22 protein-coding genes are annotated in these 21,057 nt (G+C 64.1%); 11 read left to right on the top strand and 11 right to left on the bottom strand.

Features of this window, described 5'->3' with window-relative positions:
• Positions 1-128: 128 nt before the first annotated feature.
• The gene (locus ACE3TY_RS20820; protein WP_374656622.1) at positions 129-599 is read right to left on the bottom strand and encodes a PAS domain-containing protein; all 471 of its coding nucleotides are present in this window, start codon (positions 597-599) and stop codon (positions 129-131) included.
• A 151-nt stretch (positions 600-750) separates the two neighbouring features.
• On the opposite strand from ACE3TY_RS20820, the gene ACE3TY_RS20825 reads away from it, so the two are divergent.
• Together ACE3TY_RS20825 and tdh are read left to right on the top strand one after the other, a co-directional pair.
• Complete coding sequence (locus ACE3TY_RS20825; protein WP_374656624.1) at positions 751-1,965, top strand: glycine C-acetyltransferase; 1,215 nt, start codon at positions 751-753, stop codon at positions 1,963-1,965.
• An 11-nt stretch (positions 1,966-1,976) separates the two neighbouring features.
• A complete protein-coding gene (tdh, locus tag ACE3TY_RS20830) occupies positions 1,977-3,002 on the top strand; it encodes an L-threonine 3-dehydrogenase (protein ID WP_374656626.1) in 1,026 nt (341 codons plus the stop codon).
• Positions 3,003-3,129: 127 nt separating this feature from the next.
• On the opposite strand, the gene ACE3TY_RS20835 is transcribed toward tdh, so the two are convergent.
• From ACE3TY_RS20835 to ACE3TY_RS20855, 5 genes are all read right to left on the bottom strand, one after another.
• Positions 3,130-3,477, bottom strand: a complete 348-nt coding sequence (locus ACE3TY_RS20835) for a hypothetical protein (RefSeq protein WP_374656628.1) — start codon at positions 3,475-3,477, stop codon at positions 3,130-3,132.
• A gap of 67 nt (positions 3,478-3,544) precedes the next feature.
• On the bottom strand, positions 3,545-3,682 hold the full coding sequence (locus tag ACE3TY_RS20840; protein ID WP_374656630.1) for a hypothetical protein: 138 nt from the start codon (positions 3,680-3,682) through the stop codon (positions 3,545-3,547).
• 13 nt (positions 3,683-3,695) lie between these two features.
• A complete protein-coding gene (locus ACE3TY_RS20845) occupies positions 3,696-5,105 on the bottom strand; it encodes an RsmB/NOP family class I SAM-dependent RNA methyltransferase (RefSeq protein WP_374656632.1) in 1,410 nt (469 codons plus the stop codon).
• Positions 5,106-5,235: 130 nt separating this feature from the next.
• A complete protein-coding gene (locus tag ACE3TY_RS20850) occupies positions 5,236-8,040 on the bottom strand; it encodes a hypothetical protein (RefSeq protein WP_374656634.1) in 2,805 nt (934 codons plus the stop codon).
• A gap of 88 nt (positions 8,041-8,128) precedes the next feature.
• Positions 8,129-9,814 (bottom strand): ATP-binding protein, encoded by a 1,686-nt coding sequence (locus tag ACE3TY_RS20855; RefSeq protein ID WP_374656636.1) that lies wholly within the window; start codon positions 9,812-9,814, stop codon positions 8,129-8,131.
• A 336-nt stretch (positions 9,815-10,150) separates the two neighbouring features.
• Here ACE3TY_RS20855 and ACE3TY_RS20860 point away from each other — a divergent pair, with 336 nt between their 5' ends.
• Positions 10,151-11,014: a metallophosphoesterase gene (locus ACE3TY_RS20860; RefSeq protein ID WP_374656638.1), complete on the top strand. Its 864-nt coding sequence runs from the start codon at positions 10,151-10,153 to the stop codon at positions 11,012-11,014.
• A gap of 154 nt (positions 11,015-11,168) precedes the next feature.
• Here ACE3TY_RS20860 and hslU read toward each other — a convergent pair whose 3' ends face one another.
• Both hslU and hslV read right to left on the bottom strand, forming a co-directional pair.
• On the bottom strand, positions 11,169-12,536 hold the full coding sequence (gene hslU / locus ACE3TY_RS20865; protein WP_374656640.1) for an ATP-dependent protease ATPase subunit HslU: 1,368 nt from the start codon (positions 12,534-12,536) through the stop codon (positions 11,169-11,171).
• Positions 12,537-12,540: 4 nt separating this feature from the next.
• The gene (gene hslV, locus ACE3TY_RS20870; RefSeq protein ID WP_374656642.1) at positions 12,541-13,104 is read right to left on the bottom strand and encodes an ATP-dependent protease subunit HslV; all 564 of its coding nucleotides are present in this window, start codon (positions 13,102-13,104) and stop codon (positions 12,541-12,543) included.
• Positions 13,105-13,343: 239 nt separating this feature from the next.
• On the opposite strand from hslV, the gene hisB reads away from it, so the two are divergent.
• The 6 genes from hisB to ACE3TY_RS20900 all read left to right on the top strand — a co-directional run bounded on the left by hisB (position 13,344) and on the right by ACE3TY_RS20900 (position 17,208).
• Positions 13,344-13,955 (top strand): imidazoleglycerol-phosphate dehydratase HisB, encoded by a 612-nt coding sequence (hisB, locus tag ACE3TY_RS20875; protein ID WP_374656644.1) that lies wholly within the window; start codon positions 13,344-13,346, stop codon positions 13,953-13,955.
• A complete protein-coding gene (gene hisH, locus ACE3TY_RS20880) occupies positions 13,952-14,590 on the top strand; it encodes an imidazole glycerol phosphate synthase subunit HisH (protein WP_374656646.1) in 639 nt (212 codons plus the stop codon). Before hisB ends, hisH begins: the two co-directional genes overlap by 4 nt.
• A 4-nt stretch (positions 14,591-14,594) precedes the next feature.
• Positions 14,595-15,122: an N-acetyltransferase family protein gene (locus ACE3TY_RS20885; protein ID WP_374656648.1), complete on the top strand. Its 528-nt coding sequence runs from the start codon at positions 14,595-14,597 to the stop codon at positions 15,120-15,122.
• Positions 15,119-15,871 carry a 1-(5-phosphoribosyl)-5-[(5-phosphoribosylamino)methylideneamino]imidazole-4-carboxamide isomerase gene (gene hisA / locus ACE3TY_RS20890; protein WP_374656650.1) on the top strand — a complete coding sequence of 251 codons (753 nt, stop codon included), beginning with the start codon at positions 15,119-15,121 and terminating at the stop codon, positions 15,869-15,871. The genes ACE3TY_RS20885 and hisA overlap by 4 nt, the downstream gene beginning before the upstream one ends.
• Positions 15,872-16,067: 196 nt before the next feature.
• The gene (gene hisF, locus ACE3TY_RS20895) at positions 16,068-16,826 is read left to right on the top strand and encodes an imidazole glycerol phosphate synthase subunit HisF (RefSeq protein WP_374656652.1); all 759 of its coding nucleotides are present in this window, start codon (positions 16,068-16,070) and stop codon (positions 16,824-16,826) included.
• A 28-nt stretch (positions 16,827-16,854) separates the two neighbouring features.
• Positions 16,855-17,208, top strand: a complete 354-nt coding sequence (locus ACE3TY_RS20900) for a phosphoribosyl-ATP diphosphatase (protein ID WP_374656654.1) — start codon at positions 16,855-16,857, stop codon at positions 17,206-17,208.
• 15 nt (positions 17,209-17,223) lie between these two features.
• Here ACE3TY_RS20900 and ACE3TY_RS20905 read toward each other — a convergent pair whose 3' ends face one another.
• The 3 genes from ACE3TY_RS20905 to ACE3TY_RS20915 form a co-directional block, all read right to left on the bottom strand.
• Positions 17,224-17,787 carry a hypothetical protein gene (locus ACE3TY_RS20905; RefSeq protein ID WP_374656656.1) on the bottom strand — a complete coding sequence of 188 codons (564 nt, stop codon included), beginning with the start codon at positions 17,785-17,787 and terminating at the stop codon, positions 17,224-17,226.
• 124 nt (positions 17,788-17,911) lie between these two features.
• Positions 17,912-18,496 carry a polymer-forming cytoskeletal protein gene (locus ACE3TY_RS20910; protein ID WP_374656658.1) on the bottom strand — a complete coding sequence of 195 codons (585 nt, stop codon included), beginning with the start codon at positions 18,494-18,496 and terminating at the stop codon, positions 17,912-17,914.
• Positions 18,497-18,602: 106 nt separating this feature from the next.
• Positions 18,603-19,265 (bottom strand): EI24 domain-containing protein, encoded by a 663-nt coding sequence (locus ACE3TY_RS20915; protein WP_374656660.1) that lies wholly within the window; start codon positions 19,263-19,265, stop codon positions 18,603-18,605.
• Between the two features lie 92 nt (positions 19,266-19,357).
• Between ACE3TY_RS20915 and ACE3TY_RS20920 the strand changes: the two genes are divergently transcribed.
• Complete coding sequence (locus tag ACE3TY_RS20920) at positions 19,358-19,795, top strand: hypothetical protein (protein WP_374656662.1); 438 nt, start codon at positions 19,358-19,360, stop codon at positions 19,793-19,795.
• A 240-nt stretch (positions 19,796-20,035) separates the two neighbouring features.
• Positions 20,036-21,043, top strand: coding sequence for an adenosine kinase (locus ACE3TY_RS20925; protein ID WP_374656664.1), 1,008 nt, complete (start codon positions 20,036-20,038; stop codon positions 21,041-21,043).
• Positions 21,044-21,057: the final 14 nt, after the last annotated feature.

A 21,057-nucleotide genomic window follows, 5' to 3' on the forward strand; every position in this document is an offset into this window, starting at 1 on the left:
AGACCAAGAAACTGCGACGCTTTACATCGGCCCGGCCGGGCCGATGTAAAGCGGATTAGAACAGAACCGGAAAACTGTTACCCATGTCTCCGGTCTAAAATGTCACCTATCTTTCCGGTCGCACAATCTCACTTCCCCTCATCGACCTCGGCATAGGTCAGCACCATGTTGACGGTCCGGCCGTCGTCCGAGAGGGGCATGAGCAGCTCTTCCTGGCCCTTGAGGTAGCCCGAGCTGCTGAGATAGTCCGACCAGTCGTAGAGGGGCCGGCACTCGGTGATGACGATGTCGTAATTCTTCAGCGTCTCTTCGAGGCTGAGCCCGATGCCGCATTCCTCGACCGTGCGGCCGGTCGGATTGTAGCCGCGGAACCTGACATCCAGTTCGCCGACCAGCCGATAGACCAGGCGGCGCGGATTGCGATGCACGTCGACCAGCTGGATATGCGACAGCCACGGCTTCATTTCGACCGGGTCGATATCGCGCCGCGACGGCATCGGGCGCCCGGCGCGCCTGGCGTCCCAATAGCGATAGATGGCCAGGGTGCCGGGCCGGCAGCGTTCGGCCATCAGGGCCATGTCGGTGGTGCGGGGATACATGGCGCCTTTCATAGACCGGGCGCGGATGGGGAGCAATGCGCGAACGTGCCCGGGGGAATGCATTCCCGGCAGGCCCGGCGGTGCGCAAAAGTCATTTGCTTCCCATGCCCGATCCAGGATCATAGGCCCAATCAAATGGAGTAATTGCCCGATGGCACAACAATCCCTGGCCGGCGGCTTCCTGGCCCATATCGACGGCACCCTCGCCACCATCCGCGCGGACGGTTTCTGGAAGAACGAGCGCGTCATCGCCACGGCCCAGGGCGCCGACATAGCACTCGCCGACGGCAAGCATGTGCTCAATTTCTGCGCCAACAACTATCTGGGCCTGGCCAACGATGCGCGCCTCATCGCCGCCGCCAGACAGGCGCTGGACGATCACGGTTTCGGCATGGCCTCCGTGCGCTTCATCTGCGGAACCCAGGACATCCACAAGCAGCTCGAGGCCGATATCGCCCGCTTCCTCGGCACCGATGATGCGATCCTCTATTCATCCTGCTTCGATGCCAATGGCGGCCTGTTCGAGACCGTGCTGGGGGAGGAGGATGCCGTCATCTCCGACGCGCTCAACCATGCCTCGATCATCGACGGCATCCGGCTTTGCAAGGCCAGGCGCTTCCGCTATGCCAATAACGACCTTGCCGACCTCGAAGCCAGACTCATGGAAGCGGATGCGGCGGGCGCCCGCTTCAAGCTCATTGCCACGGACGGCGTCTTCTCGATGGACGGCATCATCGCCGATTTGAAGGGGATCGCGGATCTGGCCGCGCGCTACAACGCGCAGCTCATGGTCGATGACAGCCACGCCGTGGGCTTTGTCGGCGCGCATGGCCGCGGCTCGGCCGAGCATAACGGCGTGCTGGCGAAGATCGACCTCTTCACCGGCACGTTCGGCAAGGCCCTGGGCGGTGCGTCGGGCGGTTATATCGCCGGGAAGAAGCCGGTCATCGACCTGTTGCGCCAGCGTTCGCGCCCCTATCTCTTTTCCAATTCGCTGATGCCGGCCATCGTCGCCGCCACCAGCACCTGCCTCGGCCTCGTCGACAGCGGCGAGGGCGCGGAACTGCGAGCGCGTCTTGCCGAGAACGGCACGCATTTCCGTGCCGCCATGAGCGCGCTCGGCTTCAAGCTGGTGCCGGGCGAGCACCCGATCATCCCGGTCATGCTGGGCGATGCCAAGCTCGCCTCCGCCATGGCCGATGCGCTGCTGGCCGAGGGCATCTATGTGATCGGCTTTTCCTATCCCGTGGTGCCCAAGGGCCAGGCGCGCATCCGCACCCAGATGTCCGCCGCCCATACGCGCCAGGATATCGACCGCGCCGTCGCCGCCTTCGCCAAGGTCGGCAGGCAGCTTGGCGCGATTTGAGGAACGAAGGAATGAAAGCTCTCGTCAAGGAACGCGCCGGCCCCGGACTCATTCTCACCGAGGTGCCCAAGCCCGAGGTCGGCCATAACGACGTCCTCATCCGCATCAGGAAGACGGCGATCTGCGGCACCGACATCCATATCTGGAAATGGGACGAGTGGGCTGCAAAGACCGTGCCCGTGGGCATGCATGTCGGCCATGAATATGTCGGCGAGATCGTCGCCATGGGCCAGGAGGTGCGCGGCTTCGAGATCGGCGACCGCGTCTCGGGCGAAGGCCATGTGACCTGCGGCTATTGCCGCAATTGCCGCGCCGGGCGACGGCATCTCTGCCGCAACACGTTCGGCATCGGCGTCAACCGGCCCGGCGCCTTCGCCGAATTCCTGGCCCTGCCGGCGGTCAATGCCTTCAAGATTCCAGACAATATCAGCGACGATCTGGCGTCCATCTTCGACCCTTACGGCAATGCCACGCACACCGCCTTGTCCTTCAACCTGGTGGGGGAGGATGTGCTGATCACCGGCGCCGGCCCCATCGGCATCATGGCGGTGGCGATCGCCAAGCATGTGGGTGCCCGCCATGTCGTCATCACCGACGTCAACGATTACCGGCTGGATCTGGCGCACCAGATGGGCGCCACGCGCGCGGTCAATGTGACCAAGGAGAAGCTTGCCGACGTGATGGCGGATCTTGGCATGGTCGAAGGTTTCGATGTGGGCCTGGAAATGTCGGGCGTGCCTTCGGCCTTCAACACCATGCTCGACGTCATGAACCATGGCGGCAAGGTGGCCTTGCTCGGCATCCCGCCCGGCAACACGGCGATCGACTGGAACAACGTCATCTTCAAGGGGCTGGAGATCAAGGGCATCTATGGCCGCGAGATGTTCGAGACCTGGTACAAGATGGTGGCGATGCTGCAATCGGGCCTCAACCTCAACCCGATCCTCACCCATCAATTCGCGCTCGAGGATTACGTGGCCGGCTTCGAAACGATGCTCTCCGGCCAGTCCGGCAAGGTGATCCTCAACTGGTCCTGAAGAAAACCCCGCCTTTTTCAGGGGCGGGGGTCAGTCGGGTCATGGCGTGCAAGCGCAACGAGCAGGAGAATTCGGGGAAGCTTCCCGGGGAGGGGAAGACATCCCGGGAAAGCCGCCTACCGGGATATCAATGCGCGATCTTCGGCTTCGGTTCCTCGGTCTCCGTTTCCGGAATGGCGACGCCGGCCACTTTGCCGTTCGATGCGGCCTGCGGATCTTCCGGCCTGCTTTCGACGCCCAGCAGCTTGATCGCCTCGCGCACGCTGCGCATACGCTCCGCCGTCACCGAGCCGCCGGGGCCGGTCATGCGTTCTTCCGCCGCCACCAGCAGCAGCCCCAGATCGTAATCCCATTGCTGCAGCAATTTCAGTTTCTGCGCACGGGAAAGATCGTCGTCGGCCAGCAGGTTCGCGGGATTTCCATAGGCCTTGGCGACATCCTGCATCGCCGTATCGAATTCCTTCCGCTGCGTCATCGCATTCCTCCGCCTTTGCGTTCGCGTGCCATGGAGTGATAACGGAATCGCCGGAGATGCGGTTCCATCAGCGGAACAGGAACCAGATCACGATGAGCAGCGGAATGGGCACGCCGGGCAGCCAGAGAAAGGCATGGCGCATGAAGAACCTCCGTCTTTCCTGAAGTCGCGCAAGCTTCCAGGCACCGGTGTTTGACGGAAACACGTTGAGCCGGCTGCTATCCCGCCTTCAAAATCCGCGCCGCGAAAAATCCATCGAGGCCGCCCTGGTCGGCGATGTGGCAGGGCAGCGAGCGGAAGTCGCCGGCGGGGGAGATGAGTTCGAAGAGGCCGCCCACTTCTTCCGTGTGAACGCGGTCGCGCTTCAGACCGGGATGACGGGCCAGCACCGCTTCGACCCGGTCGGGGCCTTCCTCAGGCTGCAGCGAGCAGGTGCAGTAGATGAGCGTACCGCCGGGCCGCAGCAGGGAGACCGCCTTGTCGAGCAGCCGGTCCTGCGTCGCGGTGAGCTTGCCGAGGTCGCGCGGATCCTTGAGCCACGCCACATCCGGATGGCGGCGGATGGTGCCGGTAGCCGAGCAGGGCGCATCGAGCAGCACGGCATCGAAATCGCGCCCACGATCCCACAGCGCCGCATCGGCGGCTTCAAGTTCGGCATGGAGGCGCAGCCGTTCGAGATTTTCTTTGACGCGGGCGAGGCGCGGCCTTGAGCGGTCGAGCGCCGTCACCTGGGCGCCGGCGGCGGCGAGCTGCGCCGTCTTGCCGCCGGGTGCCGCGCAAAGGTCGATGACGCGCTTGCCGGCCACATTGCCGAGCAGCCGCGCCGGAATCTGTGCCGCCAGGTCCTGCACCCACCAGGCGCCTTCGGCATAGCCGGGCAGGTCTTCGACCCGCTGATGCAGCCGCTCGCCGCCTTCCGACGCCACCGGGCGCCGCAGGGTGCCGGGAAGGGGCATGACGCGGGCATGAAGCTGCTGCGCCCAGTATTCCGCCTCGGCCGGCCGGCGGCAGCAGAAATCGAGCGGCGGCTCGTAAAGATGGGCGGTGGCGATCTGCGTTGCCTTGGCGACGCCATAGGCCTTGACCCAGCTTTGCCACAACCAGTCGGGCAAGCTGACGGCACCGGCCGGCGCCGAGGCGAGGAACGCCTGCGGATCGCGGGCGATGCGCCGGAGCACCGCATTGATGAGCCCCTTGAAGCCGGTTTCGCCGCGCTGGGCGGCCAGCGTCACCATCGTGTCGACGGCGGCATGGGGAGCCGTCGACAGAAACATGATCTGCGCCGCCCCCAGGCGCAGGATGTTGCGCACGATGAGGGCGCGGGCGGGGAGCGGCTTTTCCAGGCATTGCCCCAGCGCATGGTCGATCTGCCCCATGTGGCGCAGGGTGGTGGCGACCAGGGCGCGCACGAACTGCCGGTCGCGGGTGGCGAGCTTTTCCATCTCGGCATGCTCGCCCAGCGCTTCGTCGAGCGGCTTGCGGCGGCGGAAGACGGCATCCATCAGATCGAGCGCGATCGAGCGCGCCGAAAGGATGGGGGAATCGCCGCTGGCGCCGGGTTCAGGCGCGGTTTCGCGGGGTTCTCGCCCGGAAATAGAATGGGGAGAGGAAGGTTCTTTGGCCGACATGGCCGCCCTGATAGCGGATTGAGGAGCACTTGTCTAATCGGCGGATGGGCGCAGGGGCCGAAAGATGAGGTGCTTCACGAACCCCGCCCGCCCTGGAACAATCTCGATCAACTCGGCGATTTCGTGCAGATCACCTATCAGCCTTGACCTGGCTGCCGGCATCCGCCGGGCATGAGGAAAGCGACAGCCCGCCCGCATCGCCTTCGATCCGCGCGAGGCTGCGCTGAAGGATGTCCTTTGCCGCGCTGGGGTTTCCGGACTGGCAGAGAAGTTCCACGGTCCTGCGCGCGGTGTGCAGGAAACGGCGGATGTCGCCGTCCGCCTGCCGGTCGTATTCGATATATTCCGGCAGGCGGCGTTCCTGCTTGGCGAAGGCATCGGTCATGACCAGCGCTGCTTCCGGCAAGCCCTTTGTCTCCGTCAGCGCGGTCGCCAGGACCAGCGGCCGATCGTCATAGGAATCGCCAAAATATGGCGTGTACTCCATATCCTTCCGAAGGAAGGCGATCGCCTCGTCATCGCGATCCGCGCAATGCAGTGCCTTGCCGAGAAGCGCCGCGGCAAGGAAGCGTTCGTCGGAATAGCCATATCCATCCATCCCGGTGCGGGCGGCGCCCTGTTCTTCGATCCAGGCTGCCGCCTCAGCGCATTTCCCTCGCGCGATCAGCACCCCTGGATACAGAAGATGCGCGGGGGTGCTGCGAATGTTCCGGGCGGTCGAAATGGCCGCCTCGTCATCTTCATGCGCCAGATCTTCATCGGCCTGGCCCGACGATCCTCCTTCCTTCGCGGCAAGCGAATATGCCATCGCGCGCATCGCCAGGAGGTAGTCTATCTGATCGGGTGACTGGCGCAGTTCGGGCCTGCATATGGATTCGTTGAACCAGCCGGTATCGATCGCCGCGGATCCGAAATAATTCTCTAGATCGCCTGGACTTGCGTCGATCGGCCTTCGGCCGACGGTGAGGGCGACGAATGCATCGGCCATGTAGAGCTCGGGCAAGGGGGCGCCGCAACGTTCGCGCAGGCGATCGGCCGCGTCGGCAAAGGCCTCCGCGCGCGCTTTGGGGTCTTGATTCAAATATAGCGGATTGACCCCGCGCGCGACCGTTATGGTCCCGATCGGGGCGAGCAGGGAAAGAGGGTCGGTCCCGGCGGAATCGGCCGGCCGACTGTTCCAAAGCGTGAGCCTGGACAGCAGCCGCGCGAACCGCGGTTCGAGATGCGGGCGCATATCGTCCTGTCGATCCGTCGCGACGCGGCGCACATATTCCTTTATCAGGCGCGGGACATCGTAAGCGCGCATCTCATCGAATTCGCGCGACAGCAGTCGGACGAGAAACAGCAGTTCAACCTTTCGAATGTCACCGCGCGCTTCCGGCACTGCGTCCTGGGCCAGATGGTCGAGCATGAAAACGGTCTGTTCCTGCGGCTCCATCCCCCACAACAGAATCGGCCAGCGCGCCCGGAGGTCTTTTTCCGCGACCGGCCTGCCGGCTTCGTTGTCTTTTATGTCCTGCCAGTATTTCAGCCGCTCGCTCAGCGCCGCCTTTTGCGCCTTTGTCCGGGGCGTCAGCAATTTGACGGTCCGATCGATGGCCGACCAGCGGGTGAGGACGGAAAAAGCTTCCAGCCGGTCCAGGCTGCCCAGATCGATTTTCGCGTCGCTCGGCCGGTCCAGAATGGCCTGCAGGTCCATGGCGATGCTGTGATCGAGACGCGCCGTTCCCTCGCGCCGGACGGACGAATCGAAATCGCGCATGAGGACGTCCAGATTGCGGAAATCGAGGGATCGCGCGTAGGCGGACAGGCGGAGCGCCGAGGCCCGCTCGATCACATATCGATAAGTCGGAAAGGCGCGCAGCTGATCGAACGGACTTCCGACGGAATCGCCGGATGCATAGAGGGATTTCCCGTCGGCCGGGACTTCCTTCTGCGGCCTGATCCCGCGCAATACGGTAAGAGCCTTGACCGCCTGATCGTCGCCCAGAAGCGCATAGGCGAAATCGAGGCGCTGCACCGGCTGCGGTGCGAAACCCTTGACCTGGAAAGCCTGAGTGAAGTTTTCGATGGCACGCCGGTTCTCGTTCCATCGCAAGGCGATGCGCGCGAGCTCGACATGCGCTTCGGCCTTGTCGATCGGGTCGGAACAGCCGCCGTCGGTGCAATAGGTCAGCAGTTCGACCGCTGTGTTTTCATACCAGGGATCGCGTCCCCCGTCGGACGGCGCCCCCGCCATCGGCCGGTAATTGCTGGGAAAGAACGACAAGGCTCCCGGATTATAGAGCAGCAGCCTGGCATAGGAGACCGGATCGATCAGCCAAAGTATGCGCTCGGCGATATCGCCGATCATGTTGGGATTGATCGCGCCGGCGCCGCGCGGCTCTTCCGAAGCGCCGGAGAGGATCAGGTAGTTGGTGCTCCCGGGCAGTTTCGGGCCGGAATATTGCAGCGAAAAGGCAAACGTGGATTTCGCTTCCGCTTCCCAGATGCCGACATCGATGACGGGCGGCGATGTACCTAGAAACCTGTTGAGGATGGTCACCAGCACCTGAAGGGACGCGTCGGTGCCGGGCAGCGTCAGCTTTTCCAGCGGGTCCGCTCCGCCCGCGACATTGGGGTGCCGCTTGTTCCTGTCTTCATCGCTGCCGCTGCTTCCGATCCAGTAGGATCGGTCGTTGGAACGAATGGCCTCTTCCTGCAATTCCGATACGCGGCTGAGGATCGTTGCCGAGAGGACGTCCTGGGAAAAGCCCTGCGCATCGAGGCTCTCGGGGATATGGATCGGCCGGAGGACAGGACGCCGTTCGCGGAAGCTCTCCACGACGATGATGACAAGCGCAATGGAAAGCGCCAGCACCGCAACGGAAATGACGATCGAGCGGATCGTCTCCAGATGGTCCTTCGCGGCGGCAACTCCGGTGCGGAAACTCATGGCGAGTCCCTAAACCTTAAAGAGTGTCACGCCAATTTAAGTGAACTTTCAGGAGAAGTACAGCCGCGCGATCCAGTCCGCCATCGCCTCACCCGTGGATGATGCGTTCCTTCGGCAGCCAGAGGGTGACGCGGGTGCCGATACCCACCCGGCTGTGGAGGTCGAGCTTGCCGCCCTGGACTTCGGCAAGCGCCCGGGCGATGGGGAGGCCGAGGCCGGCACCTTCATGGCCGCGCACGAACGCATCCTGCACCTGGCCGAAGGCGGAGAAGACCAGCGGGATATCCTCGCTGGCGATGCCGATGCCGGTATCGGAAACGGCGATGGCGATCCCGTCGCCGACATCGCCCCGGTTGACGAGGGCGCCTTCGACCTTGATCTCGCCGCCCGGCAAGGTGAACTTCACGGCATTGTTGACGAGGTTGAGCAGGATCTGCGTCAGCGCGCGCTCGTCCGCCTGCACCATGGGGAGATCGGCGGGCACGGCATTGACCAGCCGGATACTCTTGGCCTGGGCGGCATTGGCGACCAGGTTGAGGGCACCGCGCGCGATATCGCTGAGGTCGCAGGGCGCTTCGCTTAAGGCCATGCGGCCCGCTTCGATCTTCGACAGATCGAGAATGTCATTGATGATGTTGAGCAGCAGCCGGCCGCTTTCATGGATGTCGCCGGCATATGCCTTCGTCTTTTCCGGGCCGACCGGGCCCAGCGCCCCACGTGCGAGAATCTCCGAGAAGCCGAGGATGGCATTCAAGGGCGTGCGCAATTCATGGCTCATATTGGCCAGGAACTGCGATTTCGCCTGATTGGCGGCTTCGGCATGTTCCTTGGCGTCGATCAGTTCTTCCTGCGCCAGTTTCGTCGCCGTTATCTCGACGCCGATGCCGCCCATGGCGATGGTGGCGCCACTCTCGTCGGGGATGGGGAATTTGATATCGCGATACCAGCGCTTGCCGCCGTCGCGCTCGTAGCAGATCTCGCGCGTCAGCGCCTTTCCAGCGATGCGCATGTCGGCTTCGAGCTCGTTGATGGCGGCGGCGCCACCGGAGGTTTCGATATCGGAAATCCGGCGCCCGAGAATCTCGGCGGCGGGCCTTCCATAGAAGCGCTCGCTGGCTCGGTTGACCATCAGATAGCGGCCGTCGAGATCCTTGACCGACATGGTGATAGGCGCGTGCTGCATGAAGCCGCTGAGGCGCGCCTCGGTTGCGCGCAGGGCCTGCGTGCGGTGCGAGACCACCTGTTCGAGGTCGCTGAGCAAGCCGCGCAAGGCGATGAGATTGTCGCATTGGCGCGCCAGCCGGCTGAGGCCTTGCGCCTGCGCCTCCTCGAGCGGCCGCGGGGTGCGGTCGAGCACGGCCAGCGTGCCCAGGATCTGGCTGCCCGGCGACCTGATCGGCGCCGAGGCATAGAAGCGCAGGCCGTTCTCGCGCACCATCGGATGGTCGGCAAAGCGCGCATCTTCGGCGAGATCGGAAATGGCCAGAATGCCCTTGCCACGGATCGCGGCATCGCAGAACGAGCCGTGGCGCGGATATTCCCGCAAGGGACTGCCATGGGCGGATTTGAACCACAGCCTGTCCTTGGCGACCAGGACGACGAAGGCAAGGCGGGTGACGCAGACCTGCGCCGCCAGGGCGGCAAGATCGTCGAAGGCCAGATCCGCGCCGGAATCGAGGAGGCCCGTCTCTTCCAGGGCCTTGAGCCGGCGCTCCTCCCATGAAGCGGCCTGCAGCGGGTCGTCGGGGCACAGATCGAGCGGCGGATTGCCCACCCCCGGCCTGTCCAGGTCCGGGACAATGAACGCGCCAGATGCCGTGCCGTACGATTGCAAGCGGGCTCTCCAGTCCATCCCGGTCGACCTGCCCAGGCGATATGGCCCCGGGCGATAGGGCTTCGGGCGATATGGCTTCGGCCGCCGAAATTAACGATTGTTTCGGGCAAGGCCGGTTTGCTACACGCCGAGGTGATTTCTCTGACAATTCCTAGGAGCAGTGGCGGCGTCGCGACAAGTGTTTTCTTGAGCTTCTGTCACCCGGCCGTCACCAAGCTGCAATTGCCGGCCGGCTAGGAGAGGCGGTTCATCTCGCCCGAGCCAGGAGCCCGCGCCATGCCCACCCATCGCCTCATCCAGGTGACCGACCTGCATCTCAGCGCCGAGCGCGCCTATAATTACGCCGGCTGGGCCGCTTGCCGCGATCATATCAACCGCGCGCGGCCGGATCTGGTGGTGGCGACGGGCGACCTGGTCCTGTGCGACCCGGATCATGGCCCCGACCACGCCTTCGTCCGCAGTGAGTTGGACCGGATCGAGGTTCCCTGGGCGGCACTGCCGGGCAATCACGATATCGGCGATACCGGTCCAAAACCCTATATGGGACAACGGATTACCGATGTCCGCCGGCAGCGCTTCCTGGCGCATATCGGGCCCGATCGGTGGGGAAGGGATCTGGGCCGCTGGCGCATCCTGGGAATGAACGCCCAGCTCCTGGGCAGCGATCTCGCCGCCGAGGCGGAGCAGCTGGACTGGCTGGAACGCGAGATCGCCGCTGCCGGCGACCGGCCGCTCGGCCTCTTTCTACACAAGCCGCTCTTCGTCAACGAGGTCGATGAAGAGGGCGATCCCATCTGGTGCGTGCTGCGTCCGGGCCGGGTGGCGGTCCTGGAACGGTTGAAAAAGGGCAATCTGCGCCTGGTGGCGTCGGGCCACGGGCATCATTACCGCACCTTCAATTTCGGCCGGGTGGCCATGGTCTGGGCACCGAGCACGGCCCTGGTGATCGACGATGAGGTGGCGCCCTTCCAGGGTCTCCATGAACCGGGCCTGGTCCAGTACCGCTTCGGCGACGACACCGTCGAGTTCGGCCTGGTCAAACCGCAAGGCCTGGTGGCCAGCGATCTTACCGAACTCGTCGCCCGCTATGGGGCGATGCGGCAGGCGCCCGTGCTGGCGCTGGCCGATATGCTCGATTAGCCGCGGGTGAATTCCAGTCCCATCACAGCAACACCTTAGCAGGTGTTGCACTTCGCGCGTGAACTCAGCGGATCCATGCGTTTGCCGGCAAGATCAGGCAGACGATGCATGGATGCCCCGGTCGAGCCGGGGCATGGCAATTGAAGAAGCACGGCTACAGAATGAACTTCGAAAGATCCGCGTTCCTGGCCAAGGGCGCCACGCGTTCGCGGACGTAATTGCCGTCGATGCTGACCGATTTGCCGCTCATCTCCGAGGCCGTGAAGCTGACTTCCTCGAGCAGGCGTTCGAGCACCGTCTGCAAACGCCGCGCGCCGATATTTTCGACGCTGGCATTGATCTCGGTCGCAAGGTCGGCCAGCGCGTCGATCGCATCGTCGGTGAAACCGAGTGTCACACCTTCGGTTGCCAGCAGCGCCACATATTGCTTGATGAGGCTGGCTTCCGGTTCCGTGAGGATGCGCCGCAGATCGGCGCGCGAGAGCGCGTCGAGCTCGACGCGGATGGGCAGGCGACCCTGCAGTTCGGGCAGCAGGTCGCTGGGCTTGGCGATGTGGAAGGCGCCCGAGGCGATGAAGAGGATATGGTCGGTCTTCACCTGCCCATGCTTGGTCGCCACCTGCGTTCCCTCGATGAGCGGCAGCAGATCGCGCTGCACGCCTTCGCGGCTGACATCGGCGCCGGCCCGGCCTTCGCGCGCGCAGATCTTGTCGATCTCGTCGAGGAAGACGATGCCGTTCTGCTCGACGGCACGGATGGCCTCGGCCGTCACCTTCTCCATGTCGAGGAGCTTGTCGGCTTCCTCGGCCACCAGCACGTCGTAGGATTCGGCCACGTTCATGCGCCGCGCCCTGGTACGGCCGCCCAGCGCCCCGCCCAGCATTTCATTGAGATTGATCATGCCCATCGAGGCGCCCGGCATGCCGGGAATATCGATGGTGGGCATCGAGGTCGAGGCATTGTCCTTGAGATTGAGCTCGATCTCCTTCTCGTCGAGCTCGCCGGAGCGCAGCATGCGGCGGAACTTGGCGCGCGTCTCAGACCCCGCACCTTCGCCGACCAACGCGTCGAGCACGCGTTCCTCGGCCAATGTCTCGGCCTTGGCGCGCACCTGGCGGCGCATCTTGTCCTTCGACATGGTGATGGCGATTTCGATGAGGTCACGCACGATCTGCTCGACATCGCGCCCGACATAGCCGACCTCGGTGAATTTCGTCGCCTCGACCTTGAGGAACGGCGCTTGCGCGAGCTTGGCCAGGCGCCGCGCGATCTCGGTCTTGCCAACACCCGTCGGCCCGATCATCAGGATGTTCTTCGGATTGACTTCCTCGCGCATGCCGGGTTCGAGCTGCTGGCGGCGCCAGCGGTTGCGCAAGGCAATGGCCACGGCGCGCTTGGCATCGTTCTGCCCGACGATGAAGCGGTCGAGTTCGGAAACGATCTCGCGCGGCGTCAGCGAGGAGGTGACCAGTGGCTCTTCGGTCTTGGTCGTGGATTTGCGGGCGGCGTTCGTGTCGTTCATCGGATCACAGCTTTTCAATGAGGACATTGTGGTTGGTGTAGATGCAGATGTCGCCGGCGATCTTCATCGACTTCCTGGCGATCGCTTCCGCGTCCATGCCCTCGATATCGATCAATGCCCGCGCCGCCGCCAGCGCATAGGCGCCGCCCGACCCGATGCCTATGAGCCCGTCTTCCGGCTCCAGCACGTCCCCCGTGCCGGTCAGGATCAGGCTCACGGACGTGTCCGCCACCGCCATCATGGCCTCAAGCCGCCGCAGATAGCGATCGGTGCGCCAATCCTTGGCCAATTCCACGCAAGCGCGGGCGAGCTGGGCCGGATATTGCTCCAATTTGGCCTCCAGCCGCTCGAACAGGGTTAGGGCGTCGGCCGTGGCGCCGGCAAAACCGGCGATGACCTGACCCTTGCCGAGCCGCCGCAGCTTCTTGGCATTGGATTTCATCACCGTCGGCCCCACGGTCACCTGACCGTCCCCGGCCAGCACAACCTCCGCCCCCTTGCGCACGAGCAGGATCGTGGTGCCATGCCAGGGAGCAAGGCCGTGTTTATCATTCTCATCACGCGACATGGAAAATCCTTAATTTCCCCCGGGTTTGATGTCTCCGGGGGCGGGGGCAAAGCGGTTGCTTGGGAGATAGGTTAACGCCGGGCCCCAATCAAGCCGCAAGAATCTGACCCATCCTGTTCTGCGTCATGCCCGGGGATGACGCTCTTAAAATGGCGGCAACGCCAAGCCACTGGCCAGATCGCCCGGCGGCTGCTAAGAACCCGCCAATTAAGGCCTTTTTACGAAAACGGATCGGCAAAATGCGCACGGGTCGGATCGAACGGCGGACCAAGGAAACCGAGATCGCGGTCGAGGTCAATCTCGACGGGCAGGGCCGGTCGGAGATTGCGACCGGCATCGGCTTTCTCGACCACATGCTGGACCAGCTGGCCAGGCATTCCCTGATCGACCTCAAATGCAAGGCGAAGGGCGATCTTCATATCGACCATCACCACACCACCGAGGATACCGGCATCGCCATCGGCCAGGCCGTTTCCCGGGCCCTGGGCGAGCGCGTCGGCATCAACCGCTATGGCGAGGCGACCATCCCGATGGATGAAACGCTGACCCGCGTGGCACTCGATGCGTCGAACCGCGCCTATCTCATCTGGAAGGTCACCTTCAGCCGCGACAAACTGGGCGAGATGGACACGGAGCTGTTCAAGGAATGGTTCCAGGCCTTCGCGCAGAATGCGGGCCTGACGCTCCATGTCGAAAATCTCTATGGCGAGAACAACCACCATATCGTCGAGAGCTGCTTCAAGGCGCTGGCCCGCGCCCTCCGCCACGCCATCGAGATCGATCCGCGAAAATCCGATTCCGTGCCGTCGACCAAGGGCACCCTAGGGGCGTCGCTCGCCAGATCGTCATGACGGTCGCGATCGTCGATTACGGCGCGGGGAATCTCAAATCCGCCGCCAAGGCCTTGGCCCATGCCGCTACCGCGCATGGCGAGGAGGTCATCGTCACCGCCGACGCGGACGCAATCGCACGCGCCGACCGCATCGTGCTGCCCGGTGTGGGTGCCTTTGCCGAATGCAAGCGCGGGCTCGAGGCCGTGCCGGGCGGCATTGCCGCCATGCGCGAGGCGGTGTTGGAAAAAGGCCGGCCGTTCCTGGGCATCTGTGTCGGCATGCAGTTGATGGCGACGGTCGGCGTCGAATATGGCGAGCATCCCGGCCTCGACTGGATCAAGGGCCGCGTCGTCAGGCTGATGCCGAACGATCCCGGCTTGAAGATCCCGCAGATGGGCTGGAACGATCTCAGGCTGAAGAAGCCGGAACATCCGATCTTCGCGGGCCTCGAGACCGGCGCCCATGGCTATTTCGTCCATTCCTACCACTTCATCGCCGACAATCCGGACGAGGTGCTGGCCGATGTCGATTATGGCGGCCCCGTCGCCGCCGCGATCGGCCGCGACAATATGGTGGGACTGCAATTCCACCCCGAAAAGAGCCAGGCCGTGGGCCTTGCCTTGCTCGCCAATTTCCTGCGCTGGAAGCCTTGAAGACATGGCCGATCTCGCCATCAGCATCGTCACGGAATTGAAGCGCAGCGAGCTTGAGGAGCTGTGCGAGGCAACCGAGGCCGCGATCGAGGCCGGCGGCGGTTTCGGCTGGCTGAAGCCGCCACACCGCAACATCCTCGAAGTGTTCTGGAAGGGCGTCACCTTGGTGCCCGACCGCGCGCTCTTCATCGGCAAGCTCGATGGCGCCATCGCGGGTTCGGCGCAGCTGGTGCGGCCCACGCGCAACAACGAAGCGCAGAGCCACTCGGCGCAGCTCACCACCTCCTTCGTCGCCCCCTGGGCGCGCGGCCATGGCCTGGCGCGGCATCTCACGCTCGCGGTCGAAGCGGAAGCGCGGGCGCGCGGCGTCAAGGTGCTCAACCTCGATGTGCGCGAAACGCAGCAGGCGGCGATCAGCCTCTACCGCGCCATGGGCTATCACGAAATCGGCCGGCATCCGCGCTATGCCCAGGTCGATGGGCAATATGTCGGCGGCCTCTATTTCTGGAAATCGCTGGAAGGTGCAGCATGATCCTCTTCCCCGCGATCGATCTCAAGAACGGCCAATGCGTGCGCCTGGTGAAGGGCGACATGGCGAGTGCGACCGTGTTCAACACCGATCCCGCCGACCAGGCGCGGCAGTTCGCGGCGGCCGGGGCCGAATGGCTGCACCTCGTCGATCTCGACGGTGCCTTTGCCGGCGCCCCCGTCAATGAAGCGGCGGTCGAGCGCATCCTGAAGGCGACCGCGCTGCCGGTACAGCTGGGCGGCGGCATCCGCGACATGGCGCGCATCGAAGCCTGGCTGAAGCGAGGCGTGGCGCGCATCATTCTCGGCACCGTCGCCTTGAAGAATCCGGACCTGGTCAAGGAAGCCTGCCGCAATTTCCCGGGCAAGATCGCCGTCGGCATCGACGCCAAGGGCGGCAGGGTCGCCGTCGAAGGCTGGGCGGAAACGTCCGAACTCACGGCACGCGATCTGGCAGCCCGTTTCGAAGATGCTGGTGTCGCCGCCATCATCTACACCGACATCGACCGCGACGGGCTGCTCAAGGGCGTCAACGTCAGCGCGACGGCGGAACTTGCGGCTGCCTTGAGCATCCCCGTCATCGCCTCGGGCGGCGTCTCGTCGCTGGCCGATATCGAAGCCCTGCTCGACATTCTGCCGCAATCGCGCAAACGCGGCGGCGGCATCGTCGGCGTCATCTCCGGCCGCGCCATCTATGACGGAAGGCTGGATCTCAAGGAAGCACTGCAGTTGCTGCGGGAGCGGTCGGCATGAATCCGGTTTTGCAATCACCCCCCTCTCTAACTCTCCCCCTCCCGGAGGCGAAGGCCGACATGCGTCGACAGGGGGGAGAGGACGTCCTTTTCCTCTCATCAAGGAAGGCGGATTTTCCTTTTCCCTCCCCCCTTGAGGGGGAGGGCCAGGGAGGGAGGTATGGTTCGACTGGGCTCACTGTCGAAGGTCAATTGCCATGCTGAAGATGCGCGTTATCCCCTGTCTCGACGTGAAGGACGGGCGCGTGGTGAAGGGGGTCAATTTCGTCAACCTGGTCGATGCCGGCGATCCGGTCGAGCAGGCCAGGCTTTATGATGCCGCTGGCGCCGACGAGCTCACCTTCCTCGATATCACCGCAAGCCACGAGAACCGCGACACGCTTTACGATGTGGTGTCGAAAACCGCCGAGGCCTGCTTCATGCCGCTCACCGTCGGTGGCGGCGTGCGCAAATCCGAGGATATCAGGAAGCTGCTGCTGGCCGGCGCCGACAAGGTGTCGATCAATACGGCGGCGGTGAAGAATCCCGATTTCGTCAAGGAGGCGGCGCAGAAATTCGGCGATCAATGCATCGTCGTCTCGATCGACGCCAAGGAGACGGCGCCGGGCAGGTTCGAAATCTTCACCCATGGCGGCCGCGAAGCCACCGGCATCGACGCGGTCGCGTTTGCAAGGCGCATGGCCGAGAACGGCGCCGGCGAATTGCTGGTGACCTCGATGGACCGCGACGGAACGAAGAAGGGCTACAACATCCCCCTGACCCGCGCGATCGCCGACGCGGTCACGGTGCCGGTCATCGCCTCAGGGGGTGTCGGGAGCCTCGACGATCTGGTCGCCGGCATCCGCGACGGCCATGCAACGGCGGTGTTGGCCGCTTCAATCTTTCATTTTGGCACCTTTACCATTGCGCAAGCAAAAGCCCATATGCTGGAGGCGGGCCTGCAGATGCGCCCCTGAGGTTAAGGTGCTGTAAAGGTATTTCGAGATGTCTGCCAAGAAGTTCGACGCGACGGTCCTGGATAGCCTGTTTCGCACCATCGAAGGGCGGAAAGGGGGCGACGTGACCCAGTCGCACACCGCGCAATTATTCCATAAGGGCACCGCCAAGATCGCCCAGAAGCTGGGCGAAGAGGCGGTCGAAACCGTGATCGAAGCCATGCGCGGCGACAAGGCGGCCCTGGTCGCCGAATCCTCGGACCTGCTCTATCACCTGCTGGTGCTGTGGGCCGATCGCGGCGTTTCGCCCGGCGATGTCTGGGCCAAGCTCAAGGAACGCGAAGGCATCTCCGGCATCGCCGAGAAAGCCGCCCGGCGCGAGGCCAAGTCCGGCGGCAAATAGATCGCCTTCAATAATTCAGCTGCTAGGGACGTTGTCGGCGACGATGGGTGCTGGCAGCGATTTGAGGCAGGCGTCGACCGGCTTCTTTTCCGCCGTCACCGACCGCGCCTCGGCATAGGAGACGCGATAGCCGCCCGTGTCCTGCGGATAGAGGAAGAGGTCGAGCACGCAATCGCTGCCGATATACTGGTAGATGCGGCCGGCATCTTCATCGCGGATGCGCGCGGGCTTGCCCAAGGCGGCCTGCAATTCCTCCGCCGCCAGGCCCATCAGCTTGTCGGCACTTTGCCAGATGATGGCGGGCGCAGGTTGAGGTGCCAATGCCGCCGCCGATTCAGGCCCCGAGGATTGCGGCACTGGAGACGCCGGTATCGGCGTGCCGGCCTTGGCCGTTCCGGGTTCGAGGATTCCATGGGCCGGATTCTTCGGCGCGCGCATCGCGGTGCCGACCTTGTGCGGCTGGCCGGCACAGGCGGCGAGCAGGGCAGCGAGGCCCAGCAACAGCGGCAGATGCAGGGCACGCAGGCCGATGCCCGACGCCGCTCCCACCCCTTCGTTCATGTTCGAGGAACGATACACGTTCCACTCTCCCCCAGCACCGGCGCCCCGTCGGGACACCTGACCTCGTCGACAACGCCGCCAGCCTCGCCCCCGTTCGGTTTCCCGGCTCATGCGCGGCCGGGATAACCGGTTGGGAAGCGGCTTAGCGGCCGCTGCCGGAGGAAGAAGCGGGAGCGGGCGCGCCGTCGGCCAGGGCTTCGATCGTGCCGGAGATGACGCCGCCGCGCTCGACTTCGAGCTGGCCGTAGCGGATCTTGCCCAGGACCTTGCCGGTGGCGCGGATGGTGAGACGCTGGCGGACGATGAGGTCGCCGTCGAAGCGGCCGGAAATGTCGGCGGATTCGATTTCAGCCGAACCGCGGAACTCGCCTGACTGGGCGATGTCCATGGCGCGGCAATCGGAGAGCACGGCTTCGACCTTGCCTTCGACGACGAGGCTGTCGCAGGTGCGGATTTCACCGTTGAGGAAAATATCGCGGCCGACGATCAGTTTCTTCTGCTCGGCTTCGGCGCTGCGCGGGGCGCTCGCCGCGCCGGCGCCAGCGGGACGCGGCGCAAAGGCGCTCATATCCGGACCGCGGCGGGCGATGTCGGGGTTCATGGCCGGGCGCGAGGGAGCGGTCGGGATGCTCGCGTCGGGTTTCGCGTAATTCTTGCTTTCGCCATCCGTTGCCGGAGCGGCATTCGCACCCTGGGTCGGATGCTCGTCTTTCTTTTTGCCAAACATGCGGTGCTGGTCCCTAGCCTGAATCGTGAGAACTTTTTCCCGGGTCGTGACCCCGGGATTGTGCGCCTGCCCGTCCCCGTCCGCCCGCCGAATTCACGTCGGCGGGCTAACCCCTGCGCGGTTCCAGATTTACCACAGATTCAAACATATGCACCATAAAAGCGATGCCGACGATGGGGGCGATGAGATTGAGAATCGGGATCGTCGAGAGGAACGCGATAACGATGCCGGCGAAGACGAAACGGCCGCGGTGTCGCTGGAAAAGTGCCTTGGCCTCCGGCCGGGCGAGGCGGCGGAAAGCGGGCATTTCGTAATACTCGCGACCCAGCAGATAGCCGTTGAGGCCGTAGGCCACCACCGCATAGATCGGCGGAAAGAACAGCAGCGGCAGGGTCACGATATTCGCGAGGATGGCGATGCTGGCAAGCTTCACGCCATCGATCACCGTTTCGGCAATCGAAACCTTGAAAGGCTGCGACCGTTCCGGATAGTGCCGGGCCATCACCGCATCGACGACCTCGTCGGCGAAGAAGGCGGCGGTGGTCGCGGTCACGATCGGGAATGTGAACCAGGCGAAGAAGAACGTACCGGCGCCGCTGAGGAGGGCGCCCAGCCAACCATCGAGGTTGAGAAAGATCGAAAAGGCATAGTCGGTCGCGAAATAGAGGCCGACAAAGACCGCCGCCGCGATGACGATGCTGATACCGATGACTTTCTTGATACGCGGATCGGAGAGCTGGCCGAAGGCGAGGGAGAGGGCGTGCAGCAAAGAAATATCCAGTTCTGTCAGAAAGTTGCCACTTTTTAGCGGAAAGCTGGCCTTGGAAACAACATGCTGGGAAACAACTTGATTGAGTGACGATGCGTCAACCCAAAGGACATAGGCGCGTGCCGGGCATGCACAAGGGCGGCTTTCGGGGCATTTCCCGGCTGATCGGGGCCGTCTGTCTCGCCGCAAGCTATCTGGCACCGATGGTCGCGCAAGCGGCCACGGCCGATCCCCTCTATGGCTCCTGGTGCGACGATACCGGCTACCGCATCGATATCGGGCCTGAAGGCATCGCCTTCCGCGACCGGCAGATGGGCGATCCGCCGTCCGGCATCGATCTGGCGGTGAAGGACGGCGTCGCCACCTATCGCCAGGATTTCCGGGCGAGCCCCTGGCCGCATATCGGCCTGCTCGACTGCACCCTCAGGCTCCTAGGACCGAATGCCGCCGCCGAGACCTGCTCGGGCACCGGCTATGGCTACATGCCCTTCTTCGCCCTCAAGCGCTGCCCCCAGGATGTGATCAGTTGAAGGGAGAGACTGCGGCAGCTTCGCCCCCCCTCCCGACCTCCCCCCTGAAGGTGGGAGGAGATTAAAGCGAGGTGGTTGCAACAGCGGCTCCTCCCACCTTCAGGGGGGAGGCCGGGAGGGGGGCCGGGGGCCGAACTCGATTTTCCCCGCTTCGCTTGCCCTCGCGTCCTCGATCCCTATACTCCGCCGCGACTGGCGCCAAATTCGGGCGTCTTGACCATGCTTTTCCGGCGGGGATGAATGAGCGACAAGTTGTTTGACGGCAAGCCCTTTGATGTCTGCGGCATCGGCAATGCGATTGTCGATGTGCTGGCCCATTGCGATCTGGATTTCATCGATCGCCTGCGCCTCAACAAGGGCACCATGACCCTGATCGATGCCGCCCGGGCCGAGGAACTTTATGATGCCATGGGTCCGGCGGTCGAAGTTTCAGGCGGTTCCTGCGGCAATACCATTGCCGGCGTGGCGTCGCTCGGCGGACGCGGCGCCTATATCGGCAAGGTCGGCAACGACCAGCTGGGCGGCATCTTCCGCCACGACATGCAGGCGAGCGGCGTGCATTTCGAAACGCCGTCCGCCACCAGCAAGACACCGACCGCGCGCAGCATGATCTTCGTGACGCCCGATGCCGAGCGCACCATGAACACCTATCTCGGCGCCTGCGTCGAGCTGACGCCCGACGATGTCGACCCGGCCGTCGTTACCCGCTCGAAAGTGACCTATCTTGAGGGCTATCTGTGGGATCCACCCCTGGCCAAGCAGGCTTTCCTGAAGGCCGCCAACCTCGCCCACGGGGCGGGGCGCGAAATCTCGCTCTCGCTCTCCGACCCGTTCTGCGTGCAGCGCTACCTCACCGAGTTCCAGGATCTGGTGAAGAACCATGTCGATATCCTGTTCGCCAACGAACATGAGATCACGGCTTTGTGGGAGACATCCGACTTCGACGAGGCGGTGCGCCTGACGCGCGAGCATTGCAGCCTCGCCGCCATCACCAGGAGCGCCAAGGGATCGCTGATCGTCGCCGGCCCGCAGACGGTCGAAGTGCCAGCCTGGCCGGTCGAGAAGGTGGTCGATGTGACCGGCGCCGGCGATCTTTACGCCGCCGGCTTTCTCTATGGCTATACCCAGGGGCGCGACCATGCCGACAGCGCCCGCATCGCCTCGCTGGCGGCGGGCGAGGTCATCAGCCATTTCGGCGCCCGGCCCGAAACCCCCCTTGCCGAGCTACTGTTGCAGCAGGTGGGTTAATCAGGTAAAAGCCC

It is taken from the genome of Dongia sp. (assembly GCF_041918875.1).
Classification (GTDB): Bacteria; Pseudomonadota; Alphaproteobacteria; order Dongiales; family Dongiaceae; genus Dongia.